This window comes from Nonomuraea jiangxiensis, from assembly GCF_900099965.1.
Lineage (GTDB): Bacteria > Actinomycetota > Actinomycetes > Streptosporangiales > Streptosporangiaceae > Nonomuraea > Nonomuraea jiangxiensis.
Map to the genome: position 1 here is coordinate 338,685 of NZ_FNDJ01000009.1, position 24,317 is coordinate 363,001.

General features: G+C 70.8%; 27 protein-coding genes and 1 pseudogene. 16 read left to right on the plus strand and 12 right to left on the minus strand.

Annotation, left to right across the window (positions count from 1 at the left end):
- Positions 1–127 precede the first annotated feature (127 nt).
- The 3 genes from BLS95_RS21600 (at position 128) to BLS95_RS21610 (ending at position 2,966) form a co-directional block, all read left to right on the plus strand.
- Positions 128–1,255 (plus strand): hypothetical protein, encoded by a 1,128-nt coding sequence (locus BLS95_RS21600; RefSeq protein WP_090933969.1) that lies wholly within the window; start codon positions 128–130, stop codon positions 1,253–1,255.
- 143 nt (positions 1,256–1,398) lie between these two features.
- Entirely contained in the window at positions 1,399–1,779 is a 381-nt protein-coding gene (locus BLS95_RS21605) for a MerR family DNA-binding transcriptional regulator (RefSeq protein WP_090934097.1), read from the plus strand.
- Positions 1,779–2,966, plus strand: coding sequence for an MFS transporter (locus tag BLS95_RS21610; RefSeq protein WP_090933971.1), 1,188 nt, complete (start codon positions 1,779–1,781; stop codon positions 2,964–2,966). The genes BLS95_RS21605 and BLS95_RS21610 overlap by 1 nt, the downstream gene beginning before the upstream one ends.
- 162 nt (positions 2,967–3,128) lie before the next feature.
- Here BLS95_RS21610 and BLS95_RS60190 read toward each other — a convergent pair.
- Positions 3,129–3,278, minus strand: a pseudogene (locus BLS95_RS60190) (poly(ADP-ribose) glycohydrolase domain-containing protein); the annotation flags it as partial.
- Between the two features lie 65 nt (positions 3,279–3,343).
- Between BLS95_RS60190 and BLS95_RS21615 the strand changes: the two are divergent.
- Positions 3,344–3,964, plus strand: a complete 621-nt coding sequence (locus BLS95_RS21615) for an L-threonylcarbamoyladenylate synthase (RefSeq protein WP_090933972.1) — start codon at positions 3,344–3,346, stop codon at positions 3,962–3,964.
- A gap of 248 nt (positions 3,965–4,212) precedes the next feature.
- Positions 4,213–6,111, plus strand: a complete 1,899-nt coding sequence (locus tag BLS95_RS21620) for a multicopper oxidase family protein (protein ID WP_090933974.1) — start codon at positions 4,213–4,215, stop codon at positions 6,109–6,111.
- A 65-nt stretch (positions 6,112–6,176) separates the two neighbouring features.
- Here BLS95_RS21620 and BLS95_RS21625 read toward each other — a convergent pair whose 3' ends face one another.
- Positions 6,177–7,025 (minus strand): glycosyltransferase family 2 protein, encoded by an 849-nt coding sequence (locus BLS95_RS21625; protein ID WP_245765194.1) that lies wholly within the window; start codon positions 7,023–7,025, stop codon positions 6,177–6,179.
- Positions 7,026–7,070: 45 nt separating this feature from the next.
- Positions 7,071–7,484 (minus strand): flavodoxin family protein, encoded by a 414-nt coding sequence (locus BLS95_RS21630; protein ID WP_090933978.1) that lies wholly within the window; start codon positions 7,482–7,484, stop codon positions 7,071–7,073.
- Between the two features lie 129 nt (positions 7,485–7,613).
- Here BLS95_RS21630 and BLS95_RS21635 point away from each other — a divergent pair, with 129 nt between their 5' ends.
- Positions 7,614–7,829 (plus strand): CDGSH iron-sulfur domain-containing protein, encoded by a 216-nt coding sequence (locus BLS95_RS21635; protein WP_090933980.1) that lies wholly within the window; start codon positions 7,614–7,616, stop codon positions 7,827–7,829.
- 61 nt (positions 7,830–7,890) lie between these two features.
- Positions 7,891–8,244: a hypothetical protein gene (locus tag BLS95_RS21640; RefSeq protein ID WP_090933982.1), complete on the plus strand. Its 354-nt coding sequence runs from the start codon at positions 7,891–7,893 to the stop codon at positions 8,242–8,244.
- Positions 8,245–8,255: 11 nt separating this feature from the next.
- On the opposite strand, the gene BLS95_RS21645 is transcribed toward BLS95_RS21640, so the two are convergent.
- Both BLS95_RS21645 and BLS95_RS21650 read right to left on the minus strand, forming a co-directional pair.
- On the minus strand, positions 8,256–8,969 hold the full coding sequence (locus tag BLS95_RS21645; RefSeq protein WP_090933984.1) for an STAS domain-containing protein: 714 nt from the start codon (positions 8,967–8,969) through the stop codon (positions 8,256–8,258).
- 30 nt (positions 8,970–8,999) lie between these two features.
- Complete coding sequence (locus BLS95_RS21650; protein ID WP_090933986.1) at positions 9,000–9,386, minus strand: helix-turn-helix transcriptional regulator; 387 nt, start codon at positions 9,384–9,386, stop codon at positions 9,000–9,002.
- Between the two features lie 265 nt (positions 9,387–9,651).
- On the opposite strand from BLS95_RS21650, the gene BLS95_RS21655 reads away from it, so the two are divergent.
- Positions 9,652–10,161 (plus strand): DUF4142 domain-containing protein, encoded by a 510-nt coding sequence (locus tag BLS95_RS21655; RefSeq protein ID WP_143043819.1) that lies wholly within the window; start codon positions 9,652–9,654, stop codon positions 10,159–10,161.
- A gap of 61 nt (positions 10,162–10,222) precedes the next feature.
- Here BLS95_RS21655 and nrfD read toward each other — a convergent pair whose 3' ends face one another.
- The 4 genes from nrfD to BLS95_RS21675 are packed head-to-tail and all read right to left on the minus strand — an operon-like array spanning position 10,223 to position 15,753.
- Positions 10,223–11,257 carry an NrfD/PsrC family molybdoenzyme membrane anchor subunit gene (gene nrfD / locus BLS95_RS21660; protein ID WP_090933990.1) on the minus strand — a complete coding sequence of 345 codons (1,035 nt, stop codon included), beginning with the start codon at positions 11,255–11,257 and terminating at the stop codon, positions 10,223–10,225.
- Positions 11,254–12,195: a 4Fe-4S dicluster domain-containing protein gene (locus BLS95_RS21665; RefSeq protein WP_090933992.1), complete on the minus strand. Its 942-nt coding sequence runs from the start codon at positions 12,193–12,195 to the stop codon at positions 11,254–11,256. Before BLS95_RS21665 ends, nrfD begins: the two co-directional genes overlap by 4 nt.
- A 4-nt stretch (positions 12,196–12,199) precedes the next feature.
- Positions 12,200–15,454 carry a formate dehydrogenase gene (fdh, locus tag BLS95_RS21670; RefSeq protein WP_090933994.1) on the minus strand — a complete coding sequence of 1,085 codons (3,255 nt, stop codon included), beginning with the start codon at positions 15,452–15,454 and terminating at the stop codon, positions 12,200–12,202.
- Positions 15,451–15,753, minus strand: a complete 303-nt coding sequence (locus tag BLS95_RS21675; RefSeq protein WP_143043820.1) for a helix-turn-helix domain-containing protein — start codon at positions 15,751–15,753, stop codon at positions 15,451–15,453. The genes fdh and BLS95_RS21675 overlap by 4 nt, the downstream gene beginning before the upstream one ends.
- Positions 15,754–15,984: 231 nt before the next feature.
- Here BLS95_RS21675 and BLS95_RS21680 point away from each other — a divergent pair, with 231 nt between their 5' ends.
- Complete coding sequence (locus BLS95_RS21680) at positions 15,985–16,194, plus strand: hypothetical protein (protein WP_090933998.1); 210 nt, start codon at positions 15,985–15,987, stop codon at positions 16,192–16,194.
- Here BLS95_RS21680 and BLS95_RS21685 read toward each other — a convergent pair.
- The gene (locus BLS95_RS21685) at positions 16,191–16,523 is read right to left on the minus strand and encodes a hypothetical protein (protein ID WP_090934000.1); all 333 of its coding nucleotides are present in this window, start codon (positions 16,521–16,523) and stop codon (positions 16,191–16,193) included. The two genes, BLS95_RS21680 and BLS95_RS21685, sit on opposite strands and share 4 nt — an antisense overlap.
- On the opposite strand from BLS95_RS21685, the gene BLS95_RS21690 reads away from it, so the two are divergent.
- Positions 16,522–16,992, plus strand: coding sequence for a DUF6789 family protein (locus BLS95_RS21690; RefSeq protein ID WP_090934002.1), 471 nt, complete (start codon positions 16,522–16,524; stop codon positions 16,990–16,992). The two genes, BLS95_RS21685 and BLS95_RS21690, sit on opposite strands and share 2 nt — an antisense overlap.
- A gap of 81 nt (positions 16,993–17,073) precedes the next feature.
- On the opposite strand, the gene BLS95_RS21695 is transcribed toward BLS95_RS21690, so the two are convergent.
- Positions 17,074–18,276 carry a hypothetical protein gene (locus BLS95_RS21695; RefSeq protein WP_090934099.1) on the minus strand — a complete coding sequence of 401 codons (1,203 nt, stop codon included), beginning with the start codon at positions 18,274–18,276 and terminating at the stop codon, positions 17,074–17,076.
- Positions 18,277–18,459: 183 nt separating this feature from the next.
- On the opposite strand from BLS95_RS21695, the gene BLS95_RS21700 reads away from it, so the two are divergent.
- From BLS95_RS21700 to BLS95_RS21725, 6 genes are all read left to right on the plus strand, one after another.
- Positions 18,460–19,044, plus strand: a complete 585-nt coding sequence (locus tag BLS95_RS21700; RefSeq protein WP_245765195.1) for a hemerythrin domain-containing protein — start codon at positions 18,460–18,462, stop codon at positions 19,042–19,044.
- A 109-nt stretch (positions 19,045–19,153) separates the two neighbouring features.
- On the plus strand, positions 19,154–20,167 hold the full coding sequence (locus tag BLS95_RS21705) for a zinc-binding dehydrogenase (RefSeq protein ID WP_090934102.1): 1,014 nt from the start codon (positions 19,154–19,156) through the stop codon (positions 20,165–20,167).
- A gap of 80 nt (positions 20,168–20,247) precedes the next feature.
- Positions 20,248–21,174 (plus strand): DUF389 domain-containing protein, encoded by a 927-nt coding sequence (locus BLS95_RS21710; protein ID WP_090934104.1) that lies wholly within the window; start codon positions 20,248–20,250, stop codon positions 21,172–21,174.
- 92 nt (positions 21,175–21,266) lie between these two features.
- Positions 21,267–21,644 carry an ArsR/SmtB family transcription factor gene (locus BLS95_RS21715; protein ID WP_090934004.1) on the plus strand — a complete coding sequence of 126 codons (378 nt, stop codon included), beginning with the start codon at positions 21,267–21,269 and terminating at the stop codon, positions 21,642–21,644.
- On the plus strand, positions 21,637–23,715 hold the full coding sequence (locus BLS95_RS21720; protein ID WP_143043821.1) for a heavy metal translocating P-type ATPase: 2,079 nt from the start codon (positions 21,637–21,639) through the stop codon (positions 23,713–23,715). The genes BLS95_RS21715 and BLS95_RS21720 overlap by 8 nt, the downstream gene beginning before the upstream one ends.
- On the plus strand, positions 23,712–24,065 hold the full coding sequence (locus BLS95_RS21725; protein ID WP_090934006.1) for a DUF3703 domain-containing protein: 354 nt from the start codon (positions 23,712–23,714) through the stop codon (positions 24,063–24,065). Before BLS95_RS21720 ends, BLS95_RS21725 begins: the two co-directional genes overlap by 4 nt.
- A gap of 71 nt (positions 24,066–24,136) precedes the next feature.
- Here BLS95_RS21725 and BLS95_RS55790 read toward each other — a convergent pair whose 3' ends face one another.
- A complete protein-coding gene (locus BLS95_RS55790; protein ID WP_176993309.1) occupies positions 24,137–24,313 on the minus strand; it encodes a hypothetical protein in 177 nt (58 codons plus the stop codon).
- Positions 24,314–24,317: the final 4 nt, after the last annotated feature.

The following is a 24,317-nucleotide window of genomic DNA, read 5'->3' on the forward strand; positions in this document are numbered from 1 at the left end:
GCGACTCGTGACAGCGTCAAAAGGGCTTCACGTGAGCGGCAGATCCAGCATTCTAGGCGTGGCCAGCAACTGGCCCGAGCATGGCCCTCATACTCACTGGTTCCCCCTTCTCCTTGAAGAGGTCTTCGTGACTCGGTATGCCATCGACCGCGCCCATAACACGCTTCTCGCGCAGTGGAGCACCGGCATCGGCGACACCGCCACCGTCGTGGCCCGGCTTACACACGACCAGCTCCACCAGAACACGCGCCGGCTCGCTGCCGAGCTGACCCGCCTGTCCGACGTCTGCTGGCGCTCGTACACGCACCCGGCCACCGCCGCTGACCGGCACGGCCTTCACAGCCTCGGCTGGCACCGGCAGCAAGAACGTGACGCCTTCGCCAAGGTCCTCCCCGCCCTGATCGCCACCACGCGAGTCACCAACCAGCGGGTCGACACCAAGGTCGAGCACGCCGCCCACGCCGTCGCCCGTATCCTGCATGTGCTCGACACCTCCCAGCTCACCACGCAGGTCACCACCGACGTCGCCGCCGAACTGGCCGCCATCGAACAAGCCGAACGCGGCGACCTGTCCGAACGCGCCCAGCAAGCCGTCGTCCTCAGCCGCGAAGACGCCTCACCCCTGCAGATCTCCCAAGCCGACGGCCTGCTGCACCAGAATCCCTTCGGCAGTCAGCCACTCTTCACCGAGGTGGATCCCACCGCGGCCGCCATCGCCGCCGCCCACTGGTTCTACGCCGCCGTCACCATCACCGCCCAGCACACCGGCCTGCACCCCATCCAGGTCGTCGCCGTCGCCGAGCAGCCCGACAAACCACTCGCCATCGAAAGCCTCACCGACATCACCACCGCCATCAACGCCGGCGCCCGGGCCCGGCACGTGGTCATGCCCCTCATCCGCAACGCCCTCCACGTCGTCGAAGGCCACCTACGCGGCATCATCGAGATTCAACACCGCATCACCGCCGCCCAAGAACTCATCCACGCCGCCCACGCCGACCACCCCGAACTCGACCTCGGCCCTGACACCGTTCACCTGCCGCTCACCTCACTCAACCCCGCCCGGCCCGCCCCAGACCTGCTCGACAACCTGCTTCACGGCATCCACGCCTGCTGGGACCTCTACCAGCACCACAGCGACCCCCGACGCCCCCACCCCGCAAACATGGAAGTCGCGCAGCAAGACCAGCTCCGCCAGGCATTCCTCACCGCCACCCGGGAAGAAGCAGCCAACCGAAGTGAACGGCTGCTGTAACACGCCACAAGAGCATGGCGACCGCCGGAGGCGGCGACAGCAGAGCAGCCTGGCAACGCTGGGCTCATCAAGGGATGCGCGGGTGCTTGACCTTGACGCTAATGTCAGGCTCGTAGCGTCGTCTCATGCCCATGGAGTTGGAGATGAGGATCGGCGAGCTCACCCGTCGTACCGGGGTCAGCGCCCGCTCTTTGCGCTACTACGAGCAGCAGGGCCTGTTGTCGCCTGCCCGCGCCGAGAACGGCTACCGAGAGTACGACGAACTCGCCGCTATCCACGCGGTGAACATCAAGGATCTGATGGACCTCGCGCTCACCGTGGAAGACATCCGGGAGTTCAAGGAACGTGGCTGCCTGGACCGGCCCCTGAGCCGCCAGCCTCCCTGTGCGTCGGCGTTGTCCACCGTACGCGCCCGGCTGGAGAGCCTGGACGAGCGCATCGAGCGGCTGAGCCGGCTGCGCGAGCGCCTTGCCGCGCACGGTGAGGAGATCGAACGCGGCCTCGGTCTGGGCAAGGCGGTCTGATGGCCGTATCCGTCACGCGGGCCGGCTCCGGTACCGCGTCGATCAGCCGTGCCCTGCCGCTGGCCCTGGCCACGTTCGCGGGCGCCACCGGCGACATGGTGATCGCCGGTGTCCTGCCCGACATCGCCACCGACCTGCGCGTCGGCGAACCGCTGGCCGGGCAGCTCGTCACGGCCTACGCCATCGCCTTCGGCCTCGGCTCGCTGCTGATGGCGGTGGCCACGGCCCGGCTGCCCCGCCGTCCCGTGTTGTTCGCCGGGCTGGCCGTCTTCGTCGTGGCGAACGTTCTCGCGGCCTTCGCCCCCTCGTACGGGATCCTGATCGTGCTCCGGGTCGTCGGCGGGCTCGCCGCCGCGGCGAGCACCCCCGCGGCGATGGCCTCCGCCGCGATGATCGCGCCCGAGGACAGGCGTGGGCGCTACCTGAGCCTGGTCACCACCGGCATCACCGCCGCCCTCGTGCTCGGCGTGCCGATCGGGACGTGGATCGGCGGTCAGTACGGCTGGCGTGCCACGATGCTGTTCGTCGCGGGGCTGGCGCTGATCGCGCTGGTCGGGACCTTCGCCGTGCCCAAGGTGGGGGCACCGCCGTGGGAGGGGCTGCGGGCCCAGCTCGCGCCGCTCACCCAGAGCTCGGTGCTGCGCGTGGTCATCGCCCTGATCATCAGCGGTACGGGCGGGCTGATGCTCCTCGCCTACATGTTCCCGATCTTCCGTACCGCGGGCGGCGTCGACTACCAGGCGATGTCGGTGCTGTTCACGATTCACGGCATCGCGGGCACGGTCGCGGCCTGGCTCGGCGGGCGCGGATCCGACCGGATCGGCCCTCACCGTACCCTCCTGCTCGCCTTCGCCGGATACGCGGTGTTCCTCGTGGCGACCGCGGCGGTGACCTGGGCCGGCGGCATGCCCATCGCTGTCCTCGGCGCCGCGGCGATCCTCTTGGCGCTGGCCGGGTGGGCGGTCAACCCGCCTCTGCAGTCGATGATGTACACCTTAGCCCCCGGGGCCGCCGCGCAGGCGATGGCGCTGGCCACCTGCGCGATGTTCATCGGCGCCTCGCTCGGCGGGGTGCTGGGCGGCGTGCTGCTGGCCACGGTGGGCGCGGCGGGCATCCCGCTGGCGGGCGGCCTCCTGGTGCTCGCCGCCATACCGATCCTGCCCCGCGTCGGCCGGGGGCGCGACTGAGGCTCCGGCGTGCACGTCCCTTCCAACCACCGGGAGGCTATGAAACTCCTGTGGCAGCGCCGTTTCGTTACCACGAGGCTGCGCTCTCCTCGTTGGAAAGACGCGGGCGAATGCGGTGTAGGTCGGCGTACAACGCCGATGCCCCGTGCCGAGGTCCTCCTCGGGAAGGTAGAGCCGAGTGCTCGCCACGGCATGCGCCACGTCGTCCGCGAGATATACCCACCGGCCGCCTGGCAACGTGTAACCACCGCGTTGGACGGTGGCGACCGTGTCTCGTGCGATCGCGCGCAGCCGGGTACACATGATCCGCATGGTGGCATCCCGGCGAGTAGGGCGCGTGTCATGTGCTGAGGTGGTTCGCTCCTAAGATCCCAGGTGTGGCCAAGTACTTTGATTTGCATCCGGACAATCCCCAGCCTCGCCTGATCAGTCAGGTCGTCGATCTCCTGCGTTCGGACGGGCTGATCGCATATCCGACCGACTCGTGCTACGCCCTGGGGTGCCGGCTGGGCAACAAGGAGGGCATCGAGCGGATCAGGGAGATCCGCAGGCTCGGCAGCGACCACCACTTCACTCTGATCTGCAGGGACTTCGCCCAGATCGGCCAGTTCGTTCATGTGAGCAATGCGGTGTTCCGGCTGGTCAAGGCGGCGACTCCGGGCGGTTACACGTTCATTCTGCCCGCGACCAAGGAGGTGCCGCGGCGGTTGCTGCATCCCCGGAAGAAGACGGTCGGCGTCCGGATTCCTGATCATGTTGTCCCGCAGGCGCTGCTGGACGAACTCGGCGAGCCGCTGCTGTCGAGCACCCTGCTGCTCCCCGACGAGACCGAAGCCATGACCCAGGGCTGGGAGATCAAGGAAAGGCTCGACTACGTGGTGGACGCCGTCATCGACGCCGGCGAATGCGGCGCCACCCCGACGACCGTCATCGACCTCTCGCAGGACGAGCCCGAGATCCTGCGCCGGGGCACGGGCGACCCATCCCTCTTCGAATAAGCGTGACCCGGGCTCCTGGCGTGCCGCTGGATTGTGCTGGTGGGGATCGGCGTTCCTGACATGATCTCCCCGGCCTGCCGTCTCCCAAAGATGTCACCCCTTCGGGTTGTTCTCTCCAAGGGCCAGAAAAGTCCCAATCACCGCAAAGGGCCCCACTGACCGCTCACGCGGGGCATATAGCACCTGTCAGGCGCTTTGCCTGCCGCGAGCGGAGTTCTCTTGGCCCCCGCCTTGAGCAGGAGGTAGGGATGGTCACGAGACGGGGGTTCCTGAGGGCCGGGGCCGGTGGAGTCGTCCTCCTCACCTCTCGCCCGGTGCTCCGAAGCGGCCTGATGAATCCCGCGTCCATCGCCAAGTACGTCGTCCCCCTGCCGGTGCCCTCCGTCATGCCGGCCGCCTCCAAGGAGGGCCCGGCCGACCGGTACGTGATCGGCGTACGGCGGCTCCGGCTGCAGATCCTGCCGCCCGGCAGCCCGGCCACGACGGTACTGGGCTATGGAGCGGTGGGGAGACCACGGAGCTTCGGCAGCCCGGCCCTCACCATGGAGGCCAGAGTCGGCCGTCCGGTACGGGTCAAGTGGGTGAACGAGCTGGTCGACGGCCGGCAGAGGGCCCTTCCCCATCCCCTGCCGGTGGACCCGACACTGCACTGGGCCAACCCACCCGGCGGAAGGGCCAGACGCGACTCGCGTCCCGCCTTCACCACCACACCGGGCCGTTACCCCGGGCCGGTCCCGATCGTCACGCACCTGCACGGCGGACACAACTTCGACCACAGCGACGGCCATCCCGAGGCGTGGTTCCTGCCCGCGGCACGCGACATCCCGGACGGGTATGCCACCGAGGGATCGCAGTACGCCGATTTCGCCGCTTCCTTCACCGACCAGCACGAGCGCTCCTGGAGCCCGGGATCGGCGGTCTTCCACTACGACAACGACCAACGGGCCGCGACCATGTGGTTCCACGACCACACGCTCGGCATCACCCGGCTGAACGTCTACGCCGGGCTGGCCGGCTTCTACCTGCTGCGCGGCGGGCCGGGCGACCTCGCGCCGGGCCTCCTACCGGGTCCCGCCACCGCCTCTGGAGCGGCGGGCGGCCAAGGCGTATACGAGATACCGATAGTCATCCAGGACAGGACGTTCGCGGCCGACGGCTCGCTCTTCTACCCGGCGAGTCGCAGGCAGTTCGACCGGTTCGCCGGACCGTACATTCCCCACAGTGATATATCGCCCATCTGGAACCCCGAGTTCTACGGCACCACCATGATGGTCAACGGCCGTACCTGGCCGTATCTGGCGGTCCAGCCACGCCGCTACCGGTTCCGGTTCCTCAACGGGTGCAACAGCCGCTTCCTCGCCTTGAAGATCGTCACGAATCCGCTGGCTCGCCGGCCCGCGTCCGCCGCCCTGCCCTTCTGGCAGCTCGGATCAGACGGAGGGTTCCTGCCCGCGCCGATCGAACTCGGGGAGATCCTGCTGGCCCCGGCGGAACGCGCCGACGTGATCGCCGACTTCACCGGCGTACGTCCGGGGACGGAGCTGTACCTGGTCAACGAAGCCCCCGACGGACCCTTCCGCGGCCAGCGCGCCGCGACCCCGGCCGACCCCGCGACCACAGGGCAGGTCCTGAAGTTCGCGGTCGGCCCGTTGACGGCACCGGACCGCACGGTGCCACCGGCAGAGCTCACGCTGCCCACCCTCACCCCGTTCGGTACGGCGAGTGTGACCCGTCAGGTGGCGCTGCTGGAGCGGGCCTCGAAGAGCGTGGCCGGCGTGGGACCGGCGGTCGCGCTCCTGGGCACCCTGGAGAAAGGCGGCACGGCGAAAATGTGGTCCGATCCCATCACCGAGAACCCGGCCGTCGGCGCCACCGAGACGTGGGAGATCCACAACTTCACCATGGACGCCCATCCGATCCACGTTCACGAGGTGCCGTTCCAGGTCGTCGACCGCCGGCCGTTCCACGGCTCCGCCCGGCCGCCGGAGACCTGGGAACGCGGCTTCAAGGACACCGTCATCGCCTACCCGAATCAGATCACCCGGATCAAGGCCACCTTCGACCGGCCCGGCCTGTTCGTCTGGCACTGCCACATCCTCGAACACGAGGACAACGAGATGATGCGCCCCTATCGCATCGGCCCATGAGCACCACGTCCGCCGGGACGGCTCCCACGCTCCGCACACGCGGCGCGGCGGCGTCGTACGTATGGCTAGTCGATGGGAGCCGGTGACGGTCGCGGGAGGTCCAGGGATCTGCGGGCGGTCTCGACGGCCTTGGGAAGGCGACGCCGGTTCGCCAGGGCACGAGGCAGCCGGGGAAGCGTGTCGCGCAGGCCCCGGCGGCTGTGCTTGCCAGCACGTACGGCGTGCAGCACCGCGCGAGCCACCATCGGCCATGGCCTGCGCAACACCGCGGTGAGCACCGCGTTACGGGCGGAAAGTGCCTGCCGGTGGCTCCCGTCCCGGACCGGGGACGGGTGATGGTGGGCGACGATCTCCTCGACGTAGGCCAGTCCCCAGCCCGCCGCGGCCAGGTCGAGCGCCAGGCGTTCCTCTTCACCCTGGAAGAAGACCACCTCGTCGAACCCCCCGGCCGCCAGGAACGCCTCCCGCCTGACCACCGCGCCGCAGGCGAGGAAGCCCAGGATGGCGGGGCCGGGCAGGGTGGGAGCCGTGCCGAGCGGGGCGGTGGCCATGGCGGTGCAGATCGGGTCGAGCCGCTCTTCCGGGCCGACCAGCATGCGTGCGGCAAGCACCGCCAGGCGGGGATGCGCGTCCAGCACCTCGGCGGCGCGCCGCAACGCACCCGGCGCCCACCAGGAGTCGTCGTCGGCGAAGGCCACGTACGGCGTCGTCGCCAGCTCCACTCCGAGGTTGCGTGCCGGGGCGCCCAGGTTCCTGCCGGCTGTGACGACGGTGACGTCGGGGAAGCTCCGGCGGACGAATTCCGGGGTCCCGTCGGTGGAGCCGTTGTCGACCAGGATGACCGGACCCTCATGGCGCGGCAGTGAGCGGGCGAGGTCAGCCCGGCGGTCGCGGGTGGCCACGACCACGCTCACGCGGGGGCTTCCGGGCTGTGAAGCCTTGAGGTGAACCACGGCGGCCTACTCCGGCGGGGCCGGCACCGGCTGGGCTGCCAGCGCCTCCGCGACGGCGTACAGGTTGGAGGCCATCGCGCGGGCGGTCTTGTGGGACCAGTCGCGCCCCTGTTCGGAGTCCAGGATCGCGTCCATCCGCTCGATCACCCGCTGGGCCGGCGACGACGGGTGTCCCACCCAGGTGGGGGTGGCGACAATGGGGATCTCGGCATCGAGCAGGCTGCGGTGGATCCTCGGCCAGCCGTCGCCCTGCCCCATGTCGGTCTGCACCCCGGGCAGGATGTTCTCGTCCACTACCCGGTATGTCGTGATCCCGACTCCCCGCGCGCGTGGTTCGCCGGCGACCACATCGGCCGGCGTCTCCGTGTTCGACGGTTCGGGCGCCGACTTCAGCGTGCAATTGACGACAACGGCCCGCATACGGCGGCCTCCACGCAGTGATCGGTTCGATACGGTTCACCCCCCATACCCGCGACGGGATGAGTAAACGGCGATCATCCCGATGGCGGCGGGAGGATAGGCAGGCCGTGTCACGGGCAGGTGGGAGGCATGCGAGAAGTGGTCACCGTGACACCCTGCGAGGACGGCCCGCTGCTTCTGCGCGGACCTTTCGAGTTGCTCACCCAGAGCGGGGAGCGGATCGACGCCGGCCGGGCGACGGTGGCGCTGTGCCGTTGCGGCTTGTCGTCGGTCAAGCCGTACTGTGACGGTTCCCACAAGACCGCCGGCTTCCGCGCCACCAGCGAGCCCGAACCACCGGCGTAGCCGCCTGGCGGAAGAGACGCGGAGTTCGCGGGGCAGGGCTCGTGGTTGAGAGGTGAACGCGATGAACGCTCGACATGACGATCCTGACGACGAGTTCTTCGCTCCCGTGCTGCGGAATCCGCCGCGTGCCGATGAGGACGGGCCGGTGAGCGACACCGGCGTACCGGGCGTCCGTGGTGGTGGCCCGGCCAGGTGGTCGAAGGCGCCGCCACCCCCGACGATGATGGGTGTCCGCCTGCTGGCGGCGGCCTTGGGGTTGCTGGTCGGAGTCGTCCTGGCCGTGCTGGCCGTGGTGGCCGGTCAGCTGCCGCTGGCCATCCTGCCCGCCGTCGTGGCGCTGGCTTCTGGCGCGTACCTGGTGGTGTTCAGCGTGCGGCGTTCCAGATCCGATGGGGGCCCACCGACCTTCGGCTGAACCCCGGTCGGTCAGCGATCGCCGTCGTTCCCCGGTGCCGTCTCCACGAACGGAACGGCGGAGGCCCGCGCGCCGCGCAACCGGGTGATGCTGCGGCGGTTCTGGGCAAGCCGCGCGATTGACCGGCGTGCCAGGTCGAGCTGGTGTTCAAGGCTGCCGAGCAGCGCGGCCGCCCGCTCGCGCAACCGGCCGGCCCGCAGCAGCGCATCGTCCAGGGCTACGCCGGGCGGGACGACGACCACGGATTCGCGCATCCGCGAGGCCGGAGTGCCGCCGGCGCGGCGCGCGGTGCTAAGGGACTGCTGGCCGGGACGGCGCAGGGCGCGCAGGCGCGGCAGGTGCCGCGCCACCGGTGCCGGCGGGCCGGCGCCAGGGTAGTGGTACGCGGCGACGGCCTGCCCGAGCGTCGGATACGAGCGCAACCCGATCGCGCCGAACCGCTCCGCCAAGCTGATCAACCGGCGCAGGTAGGGCCGGGGTTCGACGATGACCAGGCCGCCCCCTGCGGCCTCCAGCGCCCGATGGGCGGTCACCAGGGTCCGCATGCCGGCCACATCGCAGAACTCCAGGTGCGCTGTCCCCATGATGGCGTAGTGGTGCCCGCCCTCCTGCAGCCGCTGCAAGATGGCGGCCAGCTCGGAAGCGTTGGTGGCGTCGAGTTCGCCGGCCACCTTGATCTCGATGACGGCGTCGGTCACGGGGATGACTTCGATCGCCAAGCTCACACTTCGCCTCCCTCCTAGTGAAACCCGCGTTCAGGTTTCTCCGGGTCCGTTTCGTACGTCACTTCGGGTGCCCTGCTCTCCTGCCGGTGTCGGCTCCAGGCCACCGGGAGTGCCCGGCAGGTCGCGGCCGATGAGGATGCCGATCAGCAGGCCGATGGGCAGATCGGCCTCGGTCGGATAGCGGAAGTGCTGGTCCAGGTTGAGGCTGTAGCGGTTGCGCCGGCCGATCCGTTCCCGAGCCAGGTAGCCCGCCTCGTAGAGATCGGAGACGATGTTCTGCACCGCCCGCTCGGTGATGCCGATCTTGTCGGCGATGTCACGGAGCCGTACGGCTGGGTCGCGGGCGATCTCCACCAGCACGCGGGCGTGATGGGTGAGGAACGTCCACGTCGATGGGCGATCTTCCGATGCGGACATGCTCTTGGATTCTCCAACTCTTCATCCTCTTACCCGAAGATTCTGTGACGAATCTGATTTCGTGTAACAAAGTTCGGCTGTGGCGTCGTGCACCGGCGAACGGTTACCGCTTGGCACAGTCTCTAGCACAGTGTGATTTTTCCCGAGCGTCGGCTGCTCATTTCCAAGACTCCGCCACGAAAGCTCCCAGCCGGTCGGCACGGCGATTCACCTCACCGGCCCAGGGCACTTGAGGGCCCTGATGAACTGACTGGTGGAGGGTTCGATGGCCAGACGAATGATGATCACGATCGCGGTCGCAGCGGTAGCGCCTCTCGTGGCCGCGGGCGCGGTCACCGCACCCAAGGTCAGCGATCAGGACCGCGCCTTCCTGGTGCAGGCGCACCAAGGCAACCTGGCCGAGATCCAGGCCGGACACGCCGCCGCCAACGCCACCAAGCAAGAGGTCCGCGCCGTGGCCGCGATGCTGGTCAGGGACCATACCAACCTCGACAGCGCCGTCATGCAGGAGGCCGACCGAGCCGGCGTGGAGCTGCCGGGCGAACCGAACCCCCAGCAGCGCTCCGCACTCGCCCAGGTGACGACCAAGAGCGGCGAGAGCTTCGACAAGGCATGGGTGGCCTCTCAGATCACCGGCCACCGCCAGACCCTCGAAGCCATCGAGAAGCAGTTGCGTGAAGGCACGAACGCGGATGTGAAGAAGGTCGCCTACGACGCCCGGCCCGTCGTGCAACAGCACCTTGACGTCCTGCTCCACACGAGCAGCCTCCGCTGACCACGGACCGGGGACGTGATCTCCAGGCGGCCGATCAGGACGTCAGGACGGGGCCTGCGAGTCAGGACGGGGCCTGCGAAGGGTGACTGAGCCGGGCGCGCTGGGGTTCGACGGTGTAGGCGGGGTCGCGCGAGGAGTCCAGGCCCGCGTGGAAGATGCCGAACCTGGTGCAGATCGCGCCCGCCAGCAGGGCCGCGCCGGCGGCCACCGCCGCTCTCCGGTCGCGGCGGCCGAGGAGGATCCCGGCAGCCGCGCCGGACAGGGACAGCCCCGTCCCGAGGCGCAGCAGCAGGCCGCCCGGGCCGCGCTTCAACGGTTCGGCGACCGGCCCCATGCGGCGTTCCATGCGCTTGGCGGCGGCGTATTCGGCGACCGCGCCGGCCAGGGCCAGGCGGCGGGCGGGGCCGGCCTCGGCGAGCGGTGCCGCGAGCATGCCGAGGCCACCCGCCGAGGCCGCGGCCGACCCGGCGAACAGGTACGGCAGCTCCCGGTGGCCGTCATGCCAGGCGGGCACGGCGGTGTTGGCGACCAGGGCGGCCGTGTAGGTGGCGACGGCGCCGCCGGTCAGGCCGGCTCCCATGGTGGCGGCGCGGCCCAGGCGCGGGAACAGCCCGGTCACGGCGGTCGCCGCGGCCAGGCCGGCCTGCGGGCCGTACGCGGTGAGGATCCAGGTGCCGACGCTCATCGGCGAGGTGACCTTGAACGTGCGCAGCATGTAGAGGAACCGTTGCGGCCGTCCGAGATCGTGGATCAGGGCGTACAGGGAACCGCCGAGCGCGCACAACGCGCCGGTCTTGCACGCCCGCGCCAGCCTGGGCCTGCCGGAAAGCTCGGCGGTGGCGGCCAGTACGGACGACGCCCCGGCCAGGCCGCCGAGGAACAGGTATCCGGCGATGTCGGGTGCCTGCCACGGGGTCTCCTGCAGGACCGGCCGGCCGTAGTAGGACCGGAACTCGGCGTCGGGCACCATGAGACGCTCGCCGCGTTGCGGGCGCCGCCGGCGGCCGGCCGACCCGACGGTGGCCTCCCGTTCGGGGCGCAGCTCGGGCGAGTCGTCCAGGCGGACGTCGGTCTGGCTGCTGTCGTGGGCGTTCATGTCCGGCTCCCCCAGGTGACGGCGGCGGCGACGGTCAGCAGCGCGGTGGCGGCGACGGCGACGTGCCGCCACATGGCGGGCAGGTCACGGGTCGTCACCACGGGGTCGGGCGGCAGGCCGTACACCTCGGGCTCATCCAGCAGCAGGAAGAACGCCCCGGTGCCGCCGACGCCGTCGCCCGGGTCGTGGCCGTAGAGCCGCGCGGACTCCACGCCCGCCTCGTGGAGCTGCTCGACCCTGCGGGCCGCCCGCTCGCGCAGTTCGCCGAGCTCGCCGAACTGGATGGAGTCGGTCGGGCAGCTCTTGGCGCAGGCCGGCTCCTGCCCGACGGTCAGCCGGTCGTAGCAGAGCGTGCACTTCCAGACCCGGCCGTCGTCCTCCCGCTTGGCGATGACGCCGTACGGGCAGGCGGGCACGCAGTAGCCGCACCCGTTGCAGATATCCTCCTGCACCACCACCGTGCCGAACTCGGTGCGGAACAGCGAGCCGGTCGGGCAGACGTCCAGGCAGGCGGCGTGCGTGCAGTGCTTGCAGACGTCGGAGGCCATCAGCCAGCGGAACTCCATGTCCGAGGCGCTCCCCGTGGCCCCGTCGTGCGACGGCAGGCCGAGCGAGGCCGGCGTGCGGTCGCGCGCCGCCTCGACGGTCCCGGCCGGCAGGTCGGCGGCGACGAGCCCGGACTCCTGCCGGCCCAGGCGCCGGGGCTGCTCGACGAAGGCCACGTGGCGCCAGGTGTTCGCGCCCAGCCCGGCGGTGTTGTCGAACGACATGCCGGTGAAGCCGAGCAGGTCCTCGGGTACGTGGTTCCACTCCTTGCAGGCCACCTCGCACGCCTTGCAGCCGATGCACACGCTGGTGTCGGTGAAGAACCCCATGCGCTCGGGATGGTCGGCGTAGCCGGAGGAGGTGGCCGGATCGTCGGGTTCCAGAAGGGTCATCGGCTCACTTCTCCGTACCGGTGTGGTCGGTGATGCCGGCCCGGCGCTGGTAGGCGCGGACCAGGTCGACGAGTGCGGGCCCGCGCGGCCGGCGGCCCGGGCGGATGTCCGCGGACATGGCCTTGACCTCCTGGATGTGGGAGTTCGGGTCCAGGATGATCGAGGACAGCTCGTTCGCGGCGTCCCCCCGGACGTGGCCGTTGGGCCCCCAGTGGAACGGCAGGCCGATGTGGTGCACCACCTTGCCGTCGCCGCGCAGCGGCGCGATGCGGTGGGTGACCAGCACCCTTGCCTCGATGGCGTTGCGCGCGGTGATGATGGTGGCCCAGCCGCCGTGGATGAGGCCGCGCTCGGCCGCGAGCTCCGGCGAGACCTCGCAGAACATCTCCGGCTGCAACTCGGCGAGGTACGGCGTGTTGCGGCTCATCCCGCCGGCGGTGAAGTGCTCGGTCAGCCGGTAGGTGGTGACGACGTACGGATAGACGTCCGCGCCCGGCTCGGAGCCGCTGGGGTGGTAGCGGTTGTGCTCGTGCGCGTAGACGAGCCGGGCGGGGCTGCGCTGGCGGCCGTGCAGCGGGTTGGCGACCGGGGAGTCCTGCGGCTCGTAGTGCGTCGGCAGCGGGCCGTCCACCAGCCCGGCGGGGGCGTACAGCCAGCCCTTGCCGTCGGCCTGCATGATGAACGGGTCGGTGCCGGACAGCGCGTCGCTGCCGGTCGCGTCCTCGGCCGGCCGGTAGCCCGGCGCCTTGTCCGGCGGGAAGTCGGGCACGTCGTAGCCCGTCCACCGTCCCTCCGCCGCGTCCCACCAGACCAGTGCCTTGCGCGCGCTCCACGGCCTGCCCTCCGGGTCGGCCGACGCGCGGTTGTAGAGCAGCCGCCGGTTCGCCGGCCACGACCAGGCCCATTCACCCGCGATCCAGTTCTGCTCCTCGGCGGGCTTGCGGCGGGCCGCCTGGTTGACGCCGCCCGCGTAGATGCCGCAGTAGATCCAGCAGCCGCAGGCCGTCGAGCCGTCGTCCTTGAGCTCGGTGTAGGCCGACAGCGGGCGCCCGGTGGCGTCCCAGCCGTTGACCTCGGCCAGCACGGCCTCGGCGACCGGCTCGCCGAGGCTGCCCTCCGTGGGATAGTCCCAGGTCAGGTCGAGGATGGGGGCGTCCATGGGGTCCTGCGACCCGCTCAGCTTGCGGCGGATGACGCGGCCCAGGTGGTAGAGGAACCACAGGTCGCTGCGGGCCTCGCCCTCGGGTTCGACGGCCTGGTAGTGCCACTGGACCATGCGGTTGGTGTTGGTGAAGCTGCCCGTCTTCTCGGTGTGCGCGGCCGCGGGGAAGAAGAAGACCTCCGTGCCGATGTCCTCGGTCTTCAATTCGCCCGTCTCGATCTCCGGGCCGTCCTGCCACCAGGTGGCGCTCTCGATCAGGCTGAAGTCGCGTACGACCAGCCAGTCCAGGTTGGCCATGCCCAGGCGCTGCATCTTGGCGTTGGCCGACCCGACCGCGGGGTTCTCGCCGAACAGCAGGTATCCCTTGCACACGCCCTTCAGCTGCTCCATGACGGTGTCGTACGTCGAGTGACCGCCCGTGAGCCGGGGAAGGTGGCCGAAGCAGAACTCGTTGTCGGGCCGGGCCGCCGGTCCCCACCACGCCTTGAGCAGGCTGACCAGGTAGGCCGGCATGTCGGCCCAGAACCCCTTGTGCGCGGCGTCGGCCCGCAGGAAGTCGTCGATGTTCTCGTGCTGGTGGGCGTGCGGCATCGGGATGTAGCCGGGCAGCAGGTTGAACAGGGTCGGGATGTCGCTGGAGCCCTGGATGTTGGCGTGCCCGCGCAACGCCTGGATGCCGCCGCCGGGCCGGCCCATGTTGCCCAGCAGCAGCTGCAGGACGCAGGCCGCGCGGATGAACTGGGAGCCGTCGGTGTGCTGGGTCCAGCCGACCGCGTAGACGAACTCCGCGGTCCGTTCCGGGCCGGAGTTCTCCACCAGGTGCCGGCAGACCTGCGCGAACAGGTCCTGCGGGATCCCGCAGGTGCGCTCGACCATCTCGGGGGTGTAGCGGGCGTAGTGCCGCTTGAGGATCTGCAGGACGCAGCGCGGGTCCCGCATCGTGGGGTCGGTGTGCGGGGTGCCCTCCAGCGAGGGTCCGCCGCTGCCGTGCGTCTCGCCGTGTCCCGACCGGCGGATGGATGCGCCGCCCCGCGTGCGGCGCTCGTGGTCCACGTCGCGCTCGCCCGAGACCGGCACCGCCCGCATGCCCTCGTACTGCCAGGTGTCGAAGTCGTAGTGGCCGGTGCCGGGGTCGAACCCGGAGAACAGCCCGTCGAGGTCCTCGGTGTCGCGGTAGTCCTCGTTGATGAGGGTCGTCGCGTTGGTGTAGTTGACCACGAACTCGCGGAAGTACAGGTCGTTGCTCAGAACGTGGTTGATGATGCCGCCGATGAAGGCCACGTCGGTCCCGGCGCGGATGGGCACGTGCAGGTCTGCCAGCGCGCTGGTACGGGTGAAGCGGGGGTCGACGTGGATGACGACCGCGCCTCTCGCCTTGGCCTCCATCACCCACTGGAAGCCCACCGGGTGCGCCTCGGCGAAGTTGGACCCTTCGATGACGATGCAGTCGGAGTGCTGCAGGTCCTGCATGAACGTGGTGGCGCCGCCCCGCCCGAACGACGTGCCCAGCGCGACGACCGTCGAGCTGTGGCAGACCCGGGCCTGGTTCTCGATCTGCACCACGCCCAGCGCGGTCAGCAGCTTCTTGATGAGGTAGTTCTCCTCGTTGTCCAGGGTGGCGCCGCCCAGGGCGGCGATGCCCAGGGTGCGCGCGGTGCGCCGGCCGGCGGACTCCCACTCCCAGGTGTCCCGGCGGGTGGCGATGATCCGGTCGGCCACCATGTCCAGCGCCCGGTCCAGGTCGAGTTCCTGCCAGTCCCGCCCGTACGGCGGCCGGTACAGCACCTTGTGCAAGCGGCCGGAGCCGGTGGTGAGCTGCAGGCTGGCCGCGCCCTTGGGGCAGAGCCTGCCCCGGCTGACCGGCGAGTCGGGGTCGCCCTCGACCTGCACCACCTTCTCGTCTTTCACGTAGACGTTCTGCGCGCAGCCGACCGCGCAGTAGGGACAGATCGACTTGACGACGCGGTCGGCGGTCGCCGTGCGGGGCTGGAGAGCCCTGCTTCCTGAGGATTTGACGGCGGCTCCACGGCCCAGCGGGTCGGTGTCGGCCAGCTGGCGCAGCACCGGCCACGACCGCAGCCGGTCCAGGGGATTCACGAGCCGGCCTCTGCGGCGGCCTGCATGGGCGAATCACCCCATGCCCGCCTGCGGATCCATTCATGGACGTCGCCGCGGGCGGAGGGGCTGACCTCGCGCGGGTTCACCAGCCGCTGGCTGCGCGAGGGCAGCATGCCGGCCCGGTCCCGCTGGGCGCGGGTGACGGTGTCCCCGCCGTCGGCCGCCACGCCGGTCGCGATGAGGTAGGCCTGGCCGGCGGGGATGCCGAGCAGCTCGGCAATCTCCGCGTAGTCGTGTCCCCGCGACAGCAACCGCAGCACCTGTTCTTTCGTCGGCATCGCCACCTCCCTGATGCGCAATGCCCGAATTCTGGGGATGTTTACGCCATTGACCGGTCAAGGATTCACCGGCCGAGGAGCCGGCTCACCTGGACCCGCGCCGCGTGCTCGGCCGGGGCGACGTCGAGAAGGCGCCGCAGTGTCGCCTGGCCTCGGTCGAGGGCGTACTCGGCGGGTGCCCCAGCACGAGGAGCAGGTCCGCGTCCCCCGGCGCGCGCGGCCCCGCGCGAGGTGGTCGCCGGCTGTGGGCTCCGGCGAGCTCGCCCGGTATCCCAGGGTCCCGGCGAGGACGCCCGCCGCGACGGCGGCCAGCGCGAGGAGGGCGAGCCGGGTGTCGTCCTGCCCGGCCTGACGTTCCTGGTGCTCTACGCCTGGCCGTGGCTGGACCGGCTGATCACCGGCGACCGCGCGGCCCACCACCTGCTCGACCGGCCGCGCTAAGCGCCGGCACGGGTGGCCGTCGGCGTGTGGGGGCTCTCCTTCACCGGCCTGCTGCTCGTGGCCGGCGCCCAGGACCACGAGCGCGCCGCCGCAGCGCGACCGCCGCCTATCCCGGCGTGCCGGTCCGGACGCTCGATGCTCCGGAGGACCAGGCGGGCATCCACCGCCTGCTCGAAGCAGCGGTCCGTCTCGTCCTGCTGGTCGGCGTCGTGCGGCGACTGCTGCGCCCACGACCGGACCGTCACTGATACCCAGGTGATGAGGCGAGCCGCCTGCGTCGAGGGGGCCTTCGTTTCGGGCGAGGATGCCGGGGGCAGCCGGATCGCCATGATTCGCAACCTCGTTCAGGGCGCGGTCAGCGGAGCCGTGGCCACCGCCGCGATGAGCTTGGCGATGGTCGCGGGACAGAGGGCCGGGCTGATGGCCGACCAGCCGCCGAAGCGCATCACCCGCGCCGCCTTACCCGGTCGCAAACACCGCCCCAAACCGGGAGAAGGAGTCCTGGGAGCCGCCGCCCATGTCGGCTTCGGCTCCGTGTCCGGCGGCCTGTTCGGTCTCATGACCGGCGGCCGGCATGCTCCCGTCCCGCTCGGCGCGGCCTACGGTCTGGCCATCTGGATCGGCAGCTACGCCGGTTGGGTGCCGCGTCTGGGCATTCTCCCGCCGATCTCTCGCGACCGGCCCGGCCGTCAATCGGTGCTGGCGGTGGGTCACGTGGTGTACGGCGCCGCGCTGGCGTACACGATGAATCGGCTCACCTCGGGACGTCGAAGCAGCCGCGACACCCCCGCGTCGTAGCGTTTCCGGCGAAGGCCAGGGGCCGGTGGCCGGGCCCTGTCACCTGCCCGGCCACCTTCCATGGAATGCCTCGGTGGGGAGTCAGCGGTTGTAGGCCAGGCTGTGGATCGGGTGCTCGCCGTCGGTCTGCAGCCGGTATTCGCGTCCGGACTTGGCGCGGTTGTCGTCGATGACCCGTTCGGACGGGGCCTTCTCGCCGCCCATGACCGCCTCTTGCATCTTCTCGAAGCGTTCGTGGGCCTCCTGAACGTAGCCGGTGCCCAGGGTGGTGTAGTCGATCTGGGTGGCGATCAGCTCGCGCAGGTAGCCCTTGTTCGGCTCGAAGGTGACCGGGACGGGCAGTTCGGGGGCGCACACCTGCTCGGGCTCGCGGCCGTCGTGCCGCTTGAACAGCTCGGCGGCCAGCCGCAGGTGCTCCAGCTCCATGTTGAGGTGCAGCTCCCAGATGCTCTTCACCTTGGGGTCGGACTCGGTCTCCATGAACGAGTGGTACAGGTAGCACTCGTTGTACTCGTGGTTGAGCAGCATCTCCCACCAGCTCTCGCCCGGATCGACGAGGGACTCGTAGTGGGTGACGTGCTCCTCCTCGACCATGCCGATCTCCTGGTAGAGCTGGCGGGCGATCGGCTCCATGTAGGTGGGGCCGACGTTCATGTAGAAGTTCATGGTCTGCTGCTCGGCCGCCATGATGGTCAGGGCGTGCAGCTTGGAGATCGGCGCGGCGGAGCTCCTGTCGTAGGGCTCGCGTACGTTGTCGATGGGGTTGCGGTGGTGCAGGTAGGTCGGGCGTCCCGGCATGACCTCGGTGAGCTGGTCGACGACCTTCTCGGCCTTGCGGCGCTCGATCATCTCGTACAGGTTGGCGTAGCGGTAGAGGTGGTCGAAGTCCTCCAGCACGCCGAACTGGTAGGCCTGCTGCAGGTAGGGGTCCGGCTCCATGCGCGCCACCCACGCGGTCAGGTCGACCGCGACCTGTTCGTAGGCGAGGGTGGTCTCCAGGACCGAGGCCACGCCAGGCAGCAGCCAGTTGACCGCTTTCTGCTGCTGGGCCTCGATGTAGCGCACCCGGGCGAGCTGCTGCTTCAGCTCCATGTCGGGGCAGTGGCGGGCGAGGTGGTGGCTGAAGAAGATCGCCTCGGTCTCGATGCCGTTCATGGTGATGATCCGGCACCTGGTGTACGGGTCCGCGTGATCGGGATCGATGGGCGTGACGTTCAGCTCGCGCCAGTTGCGCAGTTGCCTGTCCAGCGGGATGCCCCGCTCCTGGAGTGGGTTGAAGGTCATATGCCTGCGCTCCTTCGCGCTGATCTCGTACACGTTGTCCTTTTTGAGGCTTCCCGGGCCGGCCTCTGCGGGCCCCCACTCGATTCCCAGCATTCGGTAAGGAGCAGGGCAGCCTTCGGCCTTCCTGGCGTGCCCCCTCTTCCGCCGGGTAGCGGCGGGCCGTTACGAGAAGGAGGACTCGCCATGGCTGACAAGGGCACGAGGCCGGAGACGATGGAAGAGACGGACGTCATCGACCTGCTGATAGCCCAGCACGGGATGATCCGTAACCTGTTCGACGAGGTCGAGCAGGCGCCGGCCGACCGGTGCGGGGAGGCGTTCACCCGGCTGGTACGGCTGCTGGCGGTGCACGAGACCGCCGAGGAGGAGATCGTCCACCCCTTCGCCCGCCGGAAGATCGACGGCGGGGACGCCATCATCGAAGACCGGCTGGCGGAGGAGAACCAGGCCAAACAGCTGCTGTCGGAGATGGACGCGGCGGGCCCGGACGCGGCCGACTTCTTCGACAAACTCGCCGTTCTGCGTACCGCGGTGGAGGCCCACGCCCGCAGCGAGGAGCGGTACGAGTTCCCTCAACTGCGCGCTCACACCAGCGATGCGGAACGCCGGGCCATGGCCGTCGGCGTCAAGGCCGCCGAGGCCATGGCTCCTACGCATCCGCACCCGGGCACGGAGTCGGCCGCGAAGAACGTCCTGGTGGGCACGCCGGTCGCGATGATGGACCGGGTTCGTGACGTCATCCGCCAGGTGATGGGCAAGAAGCCCTGACAGCTCACCCCATGGGTTCATGACACCTTCACCGATCGGCCGAACCGGCAGCACCGCCTCGACGGGGCTTACTGTTGGTCGAACAGGTACGGATCGAAGGTAGGTGACCATGGCGGAGATGCTCGCGGCCCGGCTCCACATACCCTCCCGCGAGGTGCGCGTGGAGAAGGTGCCGTTACCGGAGCCCGGCCCGGGAGAGGTTCGTGTCGAGGTGCGCGCGGCCGGCGTCTGCCTGTCCGACGTGCACCTCGCCGATGGCACCCTCACGCCACTCCTGCTGAAGGGTGACGTGGTGACACTCGGTCACGAGGTGGCCGGTGTCGTGGACGCCCTCGGCGCGGGTGTGACCGACTGGGCGGTGGGGGACCGGGTCCTGTTGCAGGCCGGCGAGGCCGACCGGTTCGGCACCGTCCACACCCGCGGCGTCGACTACGACGGCGGCTACGCCCAGTTGACGCTGGCCACGCCCCACTCGATGGTGCCGATCCCCGACAGCCTGCCGTTCGAGCAGGCCTGCATCATTCCCGACGCCGTCTCCACGCCCTGGGCGGCCATTACCGCCACGGCGGCCACGCGGCCGGGCGATGCGGCGGCGGTCTGGGGCGTCGGCGGGCTGGGCGCGCACGCGGTGCAGCTTCTGCGCCTCGTCGGCGCGGCCCCGGTGATTGCGATCGACCCTCTCCCCGCGGCCAGGAAGCGGGCGCTCGGGCTCGGCGCCGACGCCGCGCTCGACCCGGCCGACCCCGGGCTGCGCGACACCGTCAGGGGACTGACGGGAGGTCTCGGGGTGGACGCCTCCTTCGACTTCGCGGGCGTCGGCTCGGTGCGCGAGCAGGCCATGTCGCTGCTCGGCAGGGGCGGGCGGCTGGTCGTGGTCGGGCTGGCCAACGAGCCGCTGGCCGTGCCGAACGACCTAGCGCTGGCGTACTTCGGGCAGTCCGTGCGTGGCAGCTACGGCTCGCATCCCGAGCACCTGCAGCAGCTCGTCAAGCTCGTCGTGCGCGGGCGGCTCGACCTGGCCGCCTCGATCAGCGACGTGCTGCCGCTCGCGGAGGCGCCGGCCGCCCTCGACCGGCTGGCCCGCAAAGACGGCGATCCGATCCGCCTGGTCCTGCGTCCCTGACCGGTGCCGCTGAAGCCCAGCAGGCGGTTCGCGTACCGGCGTCACAACCACGTCAACGTCCGATGGACGACAATGGCCGCGTGCTACATCTGCGACTGATCAGTCCGGCCGCGCGCACCGACGAGGTGACGACGGTGTTGGAGGAGTGCCCCGGGATCACCAACATCGTGGTGCTGCCCGGTGCGGCCCGCGAGCCGAAGGGCGACGTGCTCCTGTGCGATGCGGCCAGGGAGTCGGCCAACGAGGTGCTGAGCAGGCTCAGGTGGCTGAAGGACGAAGGGTCCATCGCCGTCGAGCAGGTCGATCTGGCGCTGTCGAAGGCGGCGGACGACGCGGTGGAGGAGGCGCCGGGCGAGCCCGATGACGCGGTGGTCTGGGAAGAGCTCTCCCAGAAGGTGCAGGCCGACTCCCGCATGACGTGGGCGTTCCTGGCCTTCCTCGCCATCGCCACCCAGATCGCGGGCATCGGCATCCTGCAGAACTCCCCCATCCTGATCGTCGGCGCCATGGTGCTCGGGCCCGAGTTCGGCGCCGTCGCGGCCATCTGCTTCGGGTTACTGCACCGCCAGTGGCGCCTGATCGCCGGCTCGTTCAAGACGCTGGTCCTCGGGTTCATGGTGGCCATCGCGATCACGTACGCGTGCGCGCTCGTCTCCGTCTGGCTGGGTTGGATCGACCTCGGCAACCTCACCAGGAACGAGGAGGTCCAGTTCATCGTCAAGCCGGACCGCTGGTCGTTCATCGTGGCGCTGCTGGCCGGCGCGGCCGGGGTGCTGTCGGTCACGGCGGGAAAGTCGTCGGCGCTGGTCGGTGTGTTCATCTCGGTCACCACGGTCCCGGCGGCCGGTTACGTGGCCGTCGCGCTGGCCCTGGCCGACTGGCCAGAGGTCGCCGGCTCGGTCTCGCAGCTCGCGGTCAACATCCTCGGCATGGTGATCGCGGGCACCGCGACGCTCCTGATCCAGCGGAAGTTCTGGCCCCGGGTGGGACGGCGTTCGTCCCTCTGAACGGGAGCCGCGCGGGCGGAATCCAAGAATGATAAAGCCACTGCTGAATTAACCCTTGGCTTGATTCAGCGATGGCTGTACCGTCGGGAGGCATGGAGACGCCCAACCCCCACGGTCTCGCGGTGGCGGTGAACGCCGAGGCGCTGGCCCGGGTCGGCACCGCACTGGCCGACGAGAACCGGCGACGGCTGCTGCTGGAGCTGCTGAACGAACCGGCCTACCCCGCCGACCTCGCCGAGCGGCTCGGCATGACGCGCGGCAACGTGTCGAACCACCTGGCTTGCCTGCGCGGTTGCGGGCTGGTGCGCACCGTCGCGGTGGGCCGCCGGGTGCGCTACGAGCTGGCCGACGCCAAGCTCGCACACGCCCTGGCCGAGCTGGCCTCCCTGGTGCTGCTGGTCGACCAGGGCGAGCACACCCCCGAAGGCGAGCACTGCGCACCCGGCGACTACGCCGAACGCGATGTCTGACGCCTGCTGCGCCCCTGACGCGCCCACCGCCGCACCGGAGACCGGGGCGGCCCCGCCGGCCGCGATCTGGCAGGTGCCCGAACTCCGGCTGGCGGCCCTGTCGGGAGCGCTCCTGCTCGCGGGTCTCCTGTCCCCCGGCCTCTGGGGCACCGGGCTGGAGCTGGCCGCCCTGCTCACTGGCGCGGCCGCGTTCGTCCCCGGCACCCTGCGCGCGCTGCGGCGCGGCAGGCTCGGCGTCGGCCTGCTGATGACGATCGCCGCCGCCGGCGCGGTGGCCCTGGGCGAGTACGGCGAGGCCGCCACGCTGGCGTTCCTGTTCGCCATCGCGGAAGGGCTCGAAGGCCACGCCGTGGCCCGCACCCGGCACGGCCTGCGCGCCCTGCTGGACCTGGTGCCTCCCACCGCCCGCGTGCTGCTCCCCGGCGGCACCGAGTCCGAGGTTGCCGTCGCCGGCCTGCGCGTCGGCGACGTGCTGACGGTACGGCCCGGGGAGAGGATCGCCACCGACGGCGTGGTCACCTCCGGCCGCAGCGCGCTCGACACCTCGGTCGTCACCGGCGAGTCGGTACCGGTCGAGGCCGGCCCCGGCACGGACGTCTTCGCCGGCACGGTCAACGGCGCCGGAGCGCTGGAGATCACCGTCACCGCCACCGCACGCGACAACTCGCTGGCCCGGCTGGTCCACATCGTGCACGAGGCCCAGGAACGCAAGGGCGCCGGCCAGCGCCTGGCCGAGCGCTTCGCCCGCCCGCTGGTGCCGGGCGTGCTGGTGCTCGCCGCGCTGATCGCCGCCGCCGGCAGCCTGCTGGACGACCCCGGCGTATGGATCGAGCGCGCGCTGGTGGTCCTGGTCGCCGCCGCCCCGTGCGCGTTCGCCCTGTCCGTACCGGTCGCCGTGGTCGCCGCGATCGGCGCCGCCTCCAAGGCCGGCGTACTGATCAAGGGCGGCGCCGCGGTCGAGGCGCTGGGCAAGGTCAAGATCGTCGCGCTGGACAAGACGGGCACCCTGACCCGCAACGAACCCGCCGTCATCGACGTCGTGCCCGCCCCCGGCAACGACCGCGACCAGGTCCTGGCGGTGGCCGCCGCCCTGGAGGCACGCAGCGAGCACCCCCTCGCCGCGGCCGTCCTGGCCGCCTGCCCGGCTCCCGAGGCGGCCGGCGGGGTCGAGGCCGTGCCCGGCAACGGGTTACGCGGGACCATCGGCGGTCGTCCCGCCCGGCTGGGCAAGCCCGGCTTCGTCGACCCCGGCCCGCTCGTCTCCGAGGTGACCAGGTTGCAGGACGCCGGCGCCACCGTGGTCCTCGTCGAACACGACGGCACCCTGCTCGGCGCGGTCGCCGTACGCGACGAGATCCGCCCCGCGGCGGCCGAGGCGGTGGCCCGGCTCACGCGGCAGGGTGTCGAGGTGGTCATGCTCACCGGCGACAACGCCCGTACCGCCGCCGCGATCGCCACCGCCGCGGGCATCACCGACGTGCGCGCCGAACTGCTGCCCGCCGACAAGGCCCGCATCGTCACCGAGCTCAAAGCCCGCGGCGCGGTGGCCATGGTCGGCGACGGCATCAACGACGCCCCCGCCCTGGCCACCGCCGAGGCCGGCATCGCGATGGGCGTCATGGGCAGCGACGTGGCCATCGAGGCCGCCGACGTCGCGCTCATGGGCGAGGACCTGCGCCGGGTGCCCGACGCCATCGCCCACACCCGCGCCGCCCGCGCCATCTTCACCCAGAACCTGCTGCTGTCCGGCGGCATCCTCATCACCCTCGTCCCGCTGGCCGCCACCGGGGTCCTCGGCCTGGCCGCCGTGGTGGCGGCGCACGAACTGGCCGAGGTCCTGGTCATCGCCAACGGCATCCGCGCCGGCCGCCGCACCCGCCTGCCCCACCACGCCGCGCCGCACGCCACCACCCGCGCGCACGACGCAGCCGCCCTCCGGCGGCCGGCGGGCAGAACGCTCCTGCCCGTCACCATCGGCGCCACCGTTCAGAACGAGACCGGCCGGACCGGCGGAACCTGCGGCTGCGCGGACGGAAGCTGCCGCGCACCGGCCGCCGGGGAGTCGCGATGATCGGCCGCCCGATGCCCGCCCCGGTACGCACCGCCTTGCGTGCGGAGATGCGCGCCGCCCGTACCGCGACGGACAACGTGGCCCGCTGGCGGCACCTCGAACGGGCGCACATTCTCTCCCAGCCCTGGCCCTGGCCGCACACCGCCAACCACATCGCCATGTTCGCCCTGGCCGTGCGTCAGCGTGACCGGCGCGAGGCGTTCGGCCAGGTCGTCCGCATCATCGTGGCCGCGCCCGGCTCCGCGCTCGGCCGCTACCCCGAGGGCAACACCGGCCGCGCCCGCGTCGGTCTCACCCAGCCGATGCCGCTGCCCGACGACCTGGCCGCCCTGCTCCAGACCACCAGGTGATCGCCGGCGAATGTCGTGAACCCTCGTCGGGTGCCCGGGCGTCCGCACCGGCCAGGATCGTCGGCGGCCGCTTACCTGTCGGGATCGAGGACGTACACGAGGGACGCCCGGACCGCCGCTGAGGGAGCTCCCGCGGCGACGGCCAGGAGCGCGGCGCGCACCGCGGGGCGCCCCCGGTTTCCCGCCGCCGCGGCGGCTCCCTCCATCCGCTCGACGATCCGCTTCTCCATGTCCTCGCGGACGGTCAAGTAG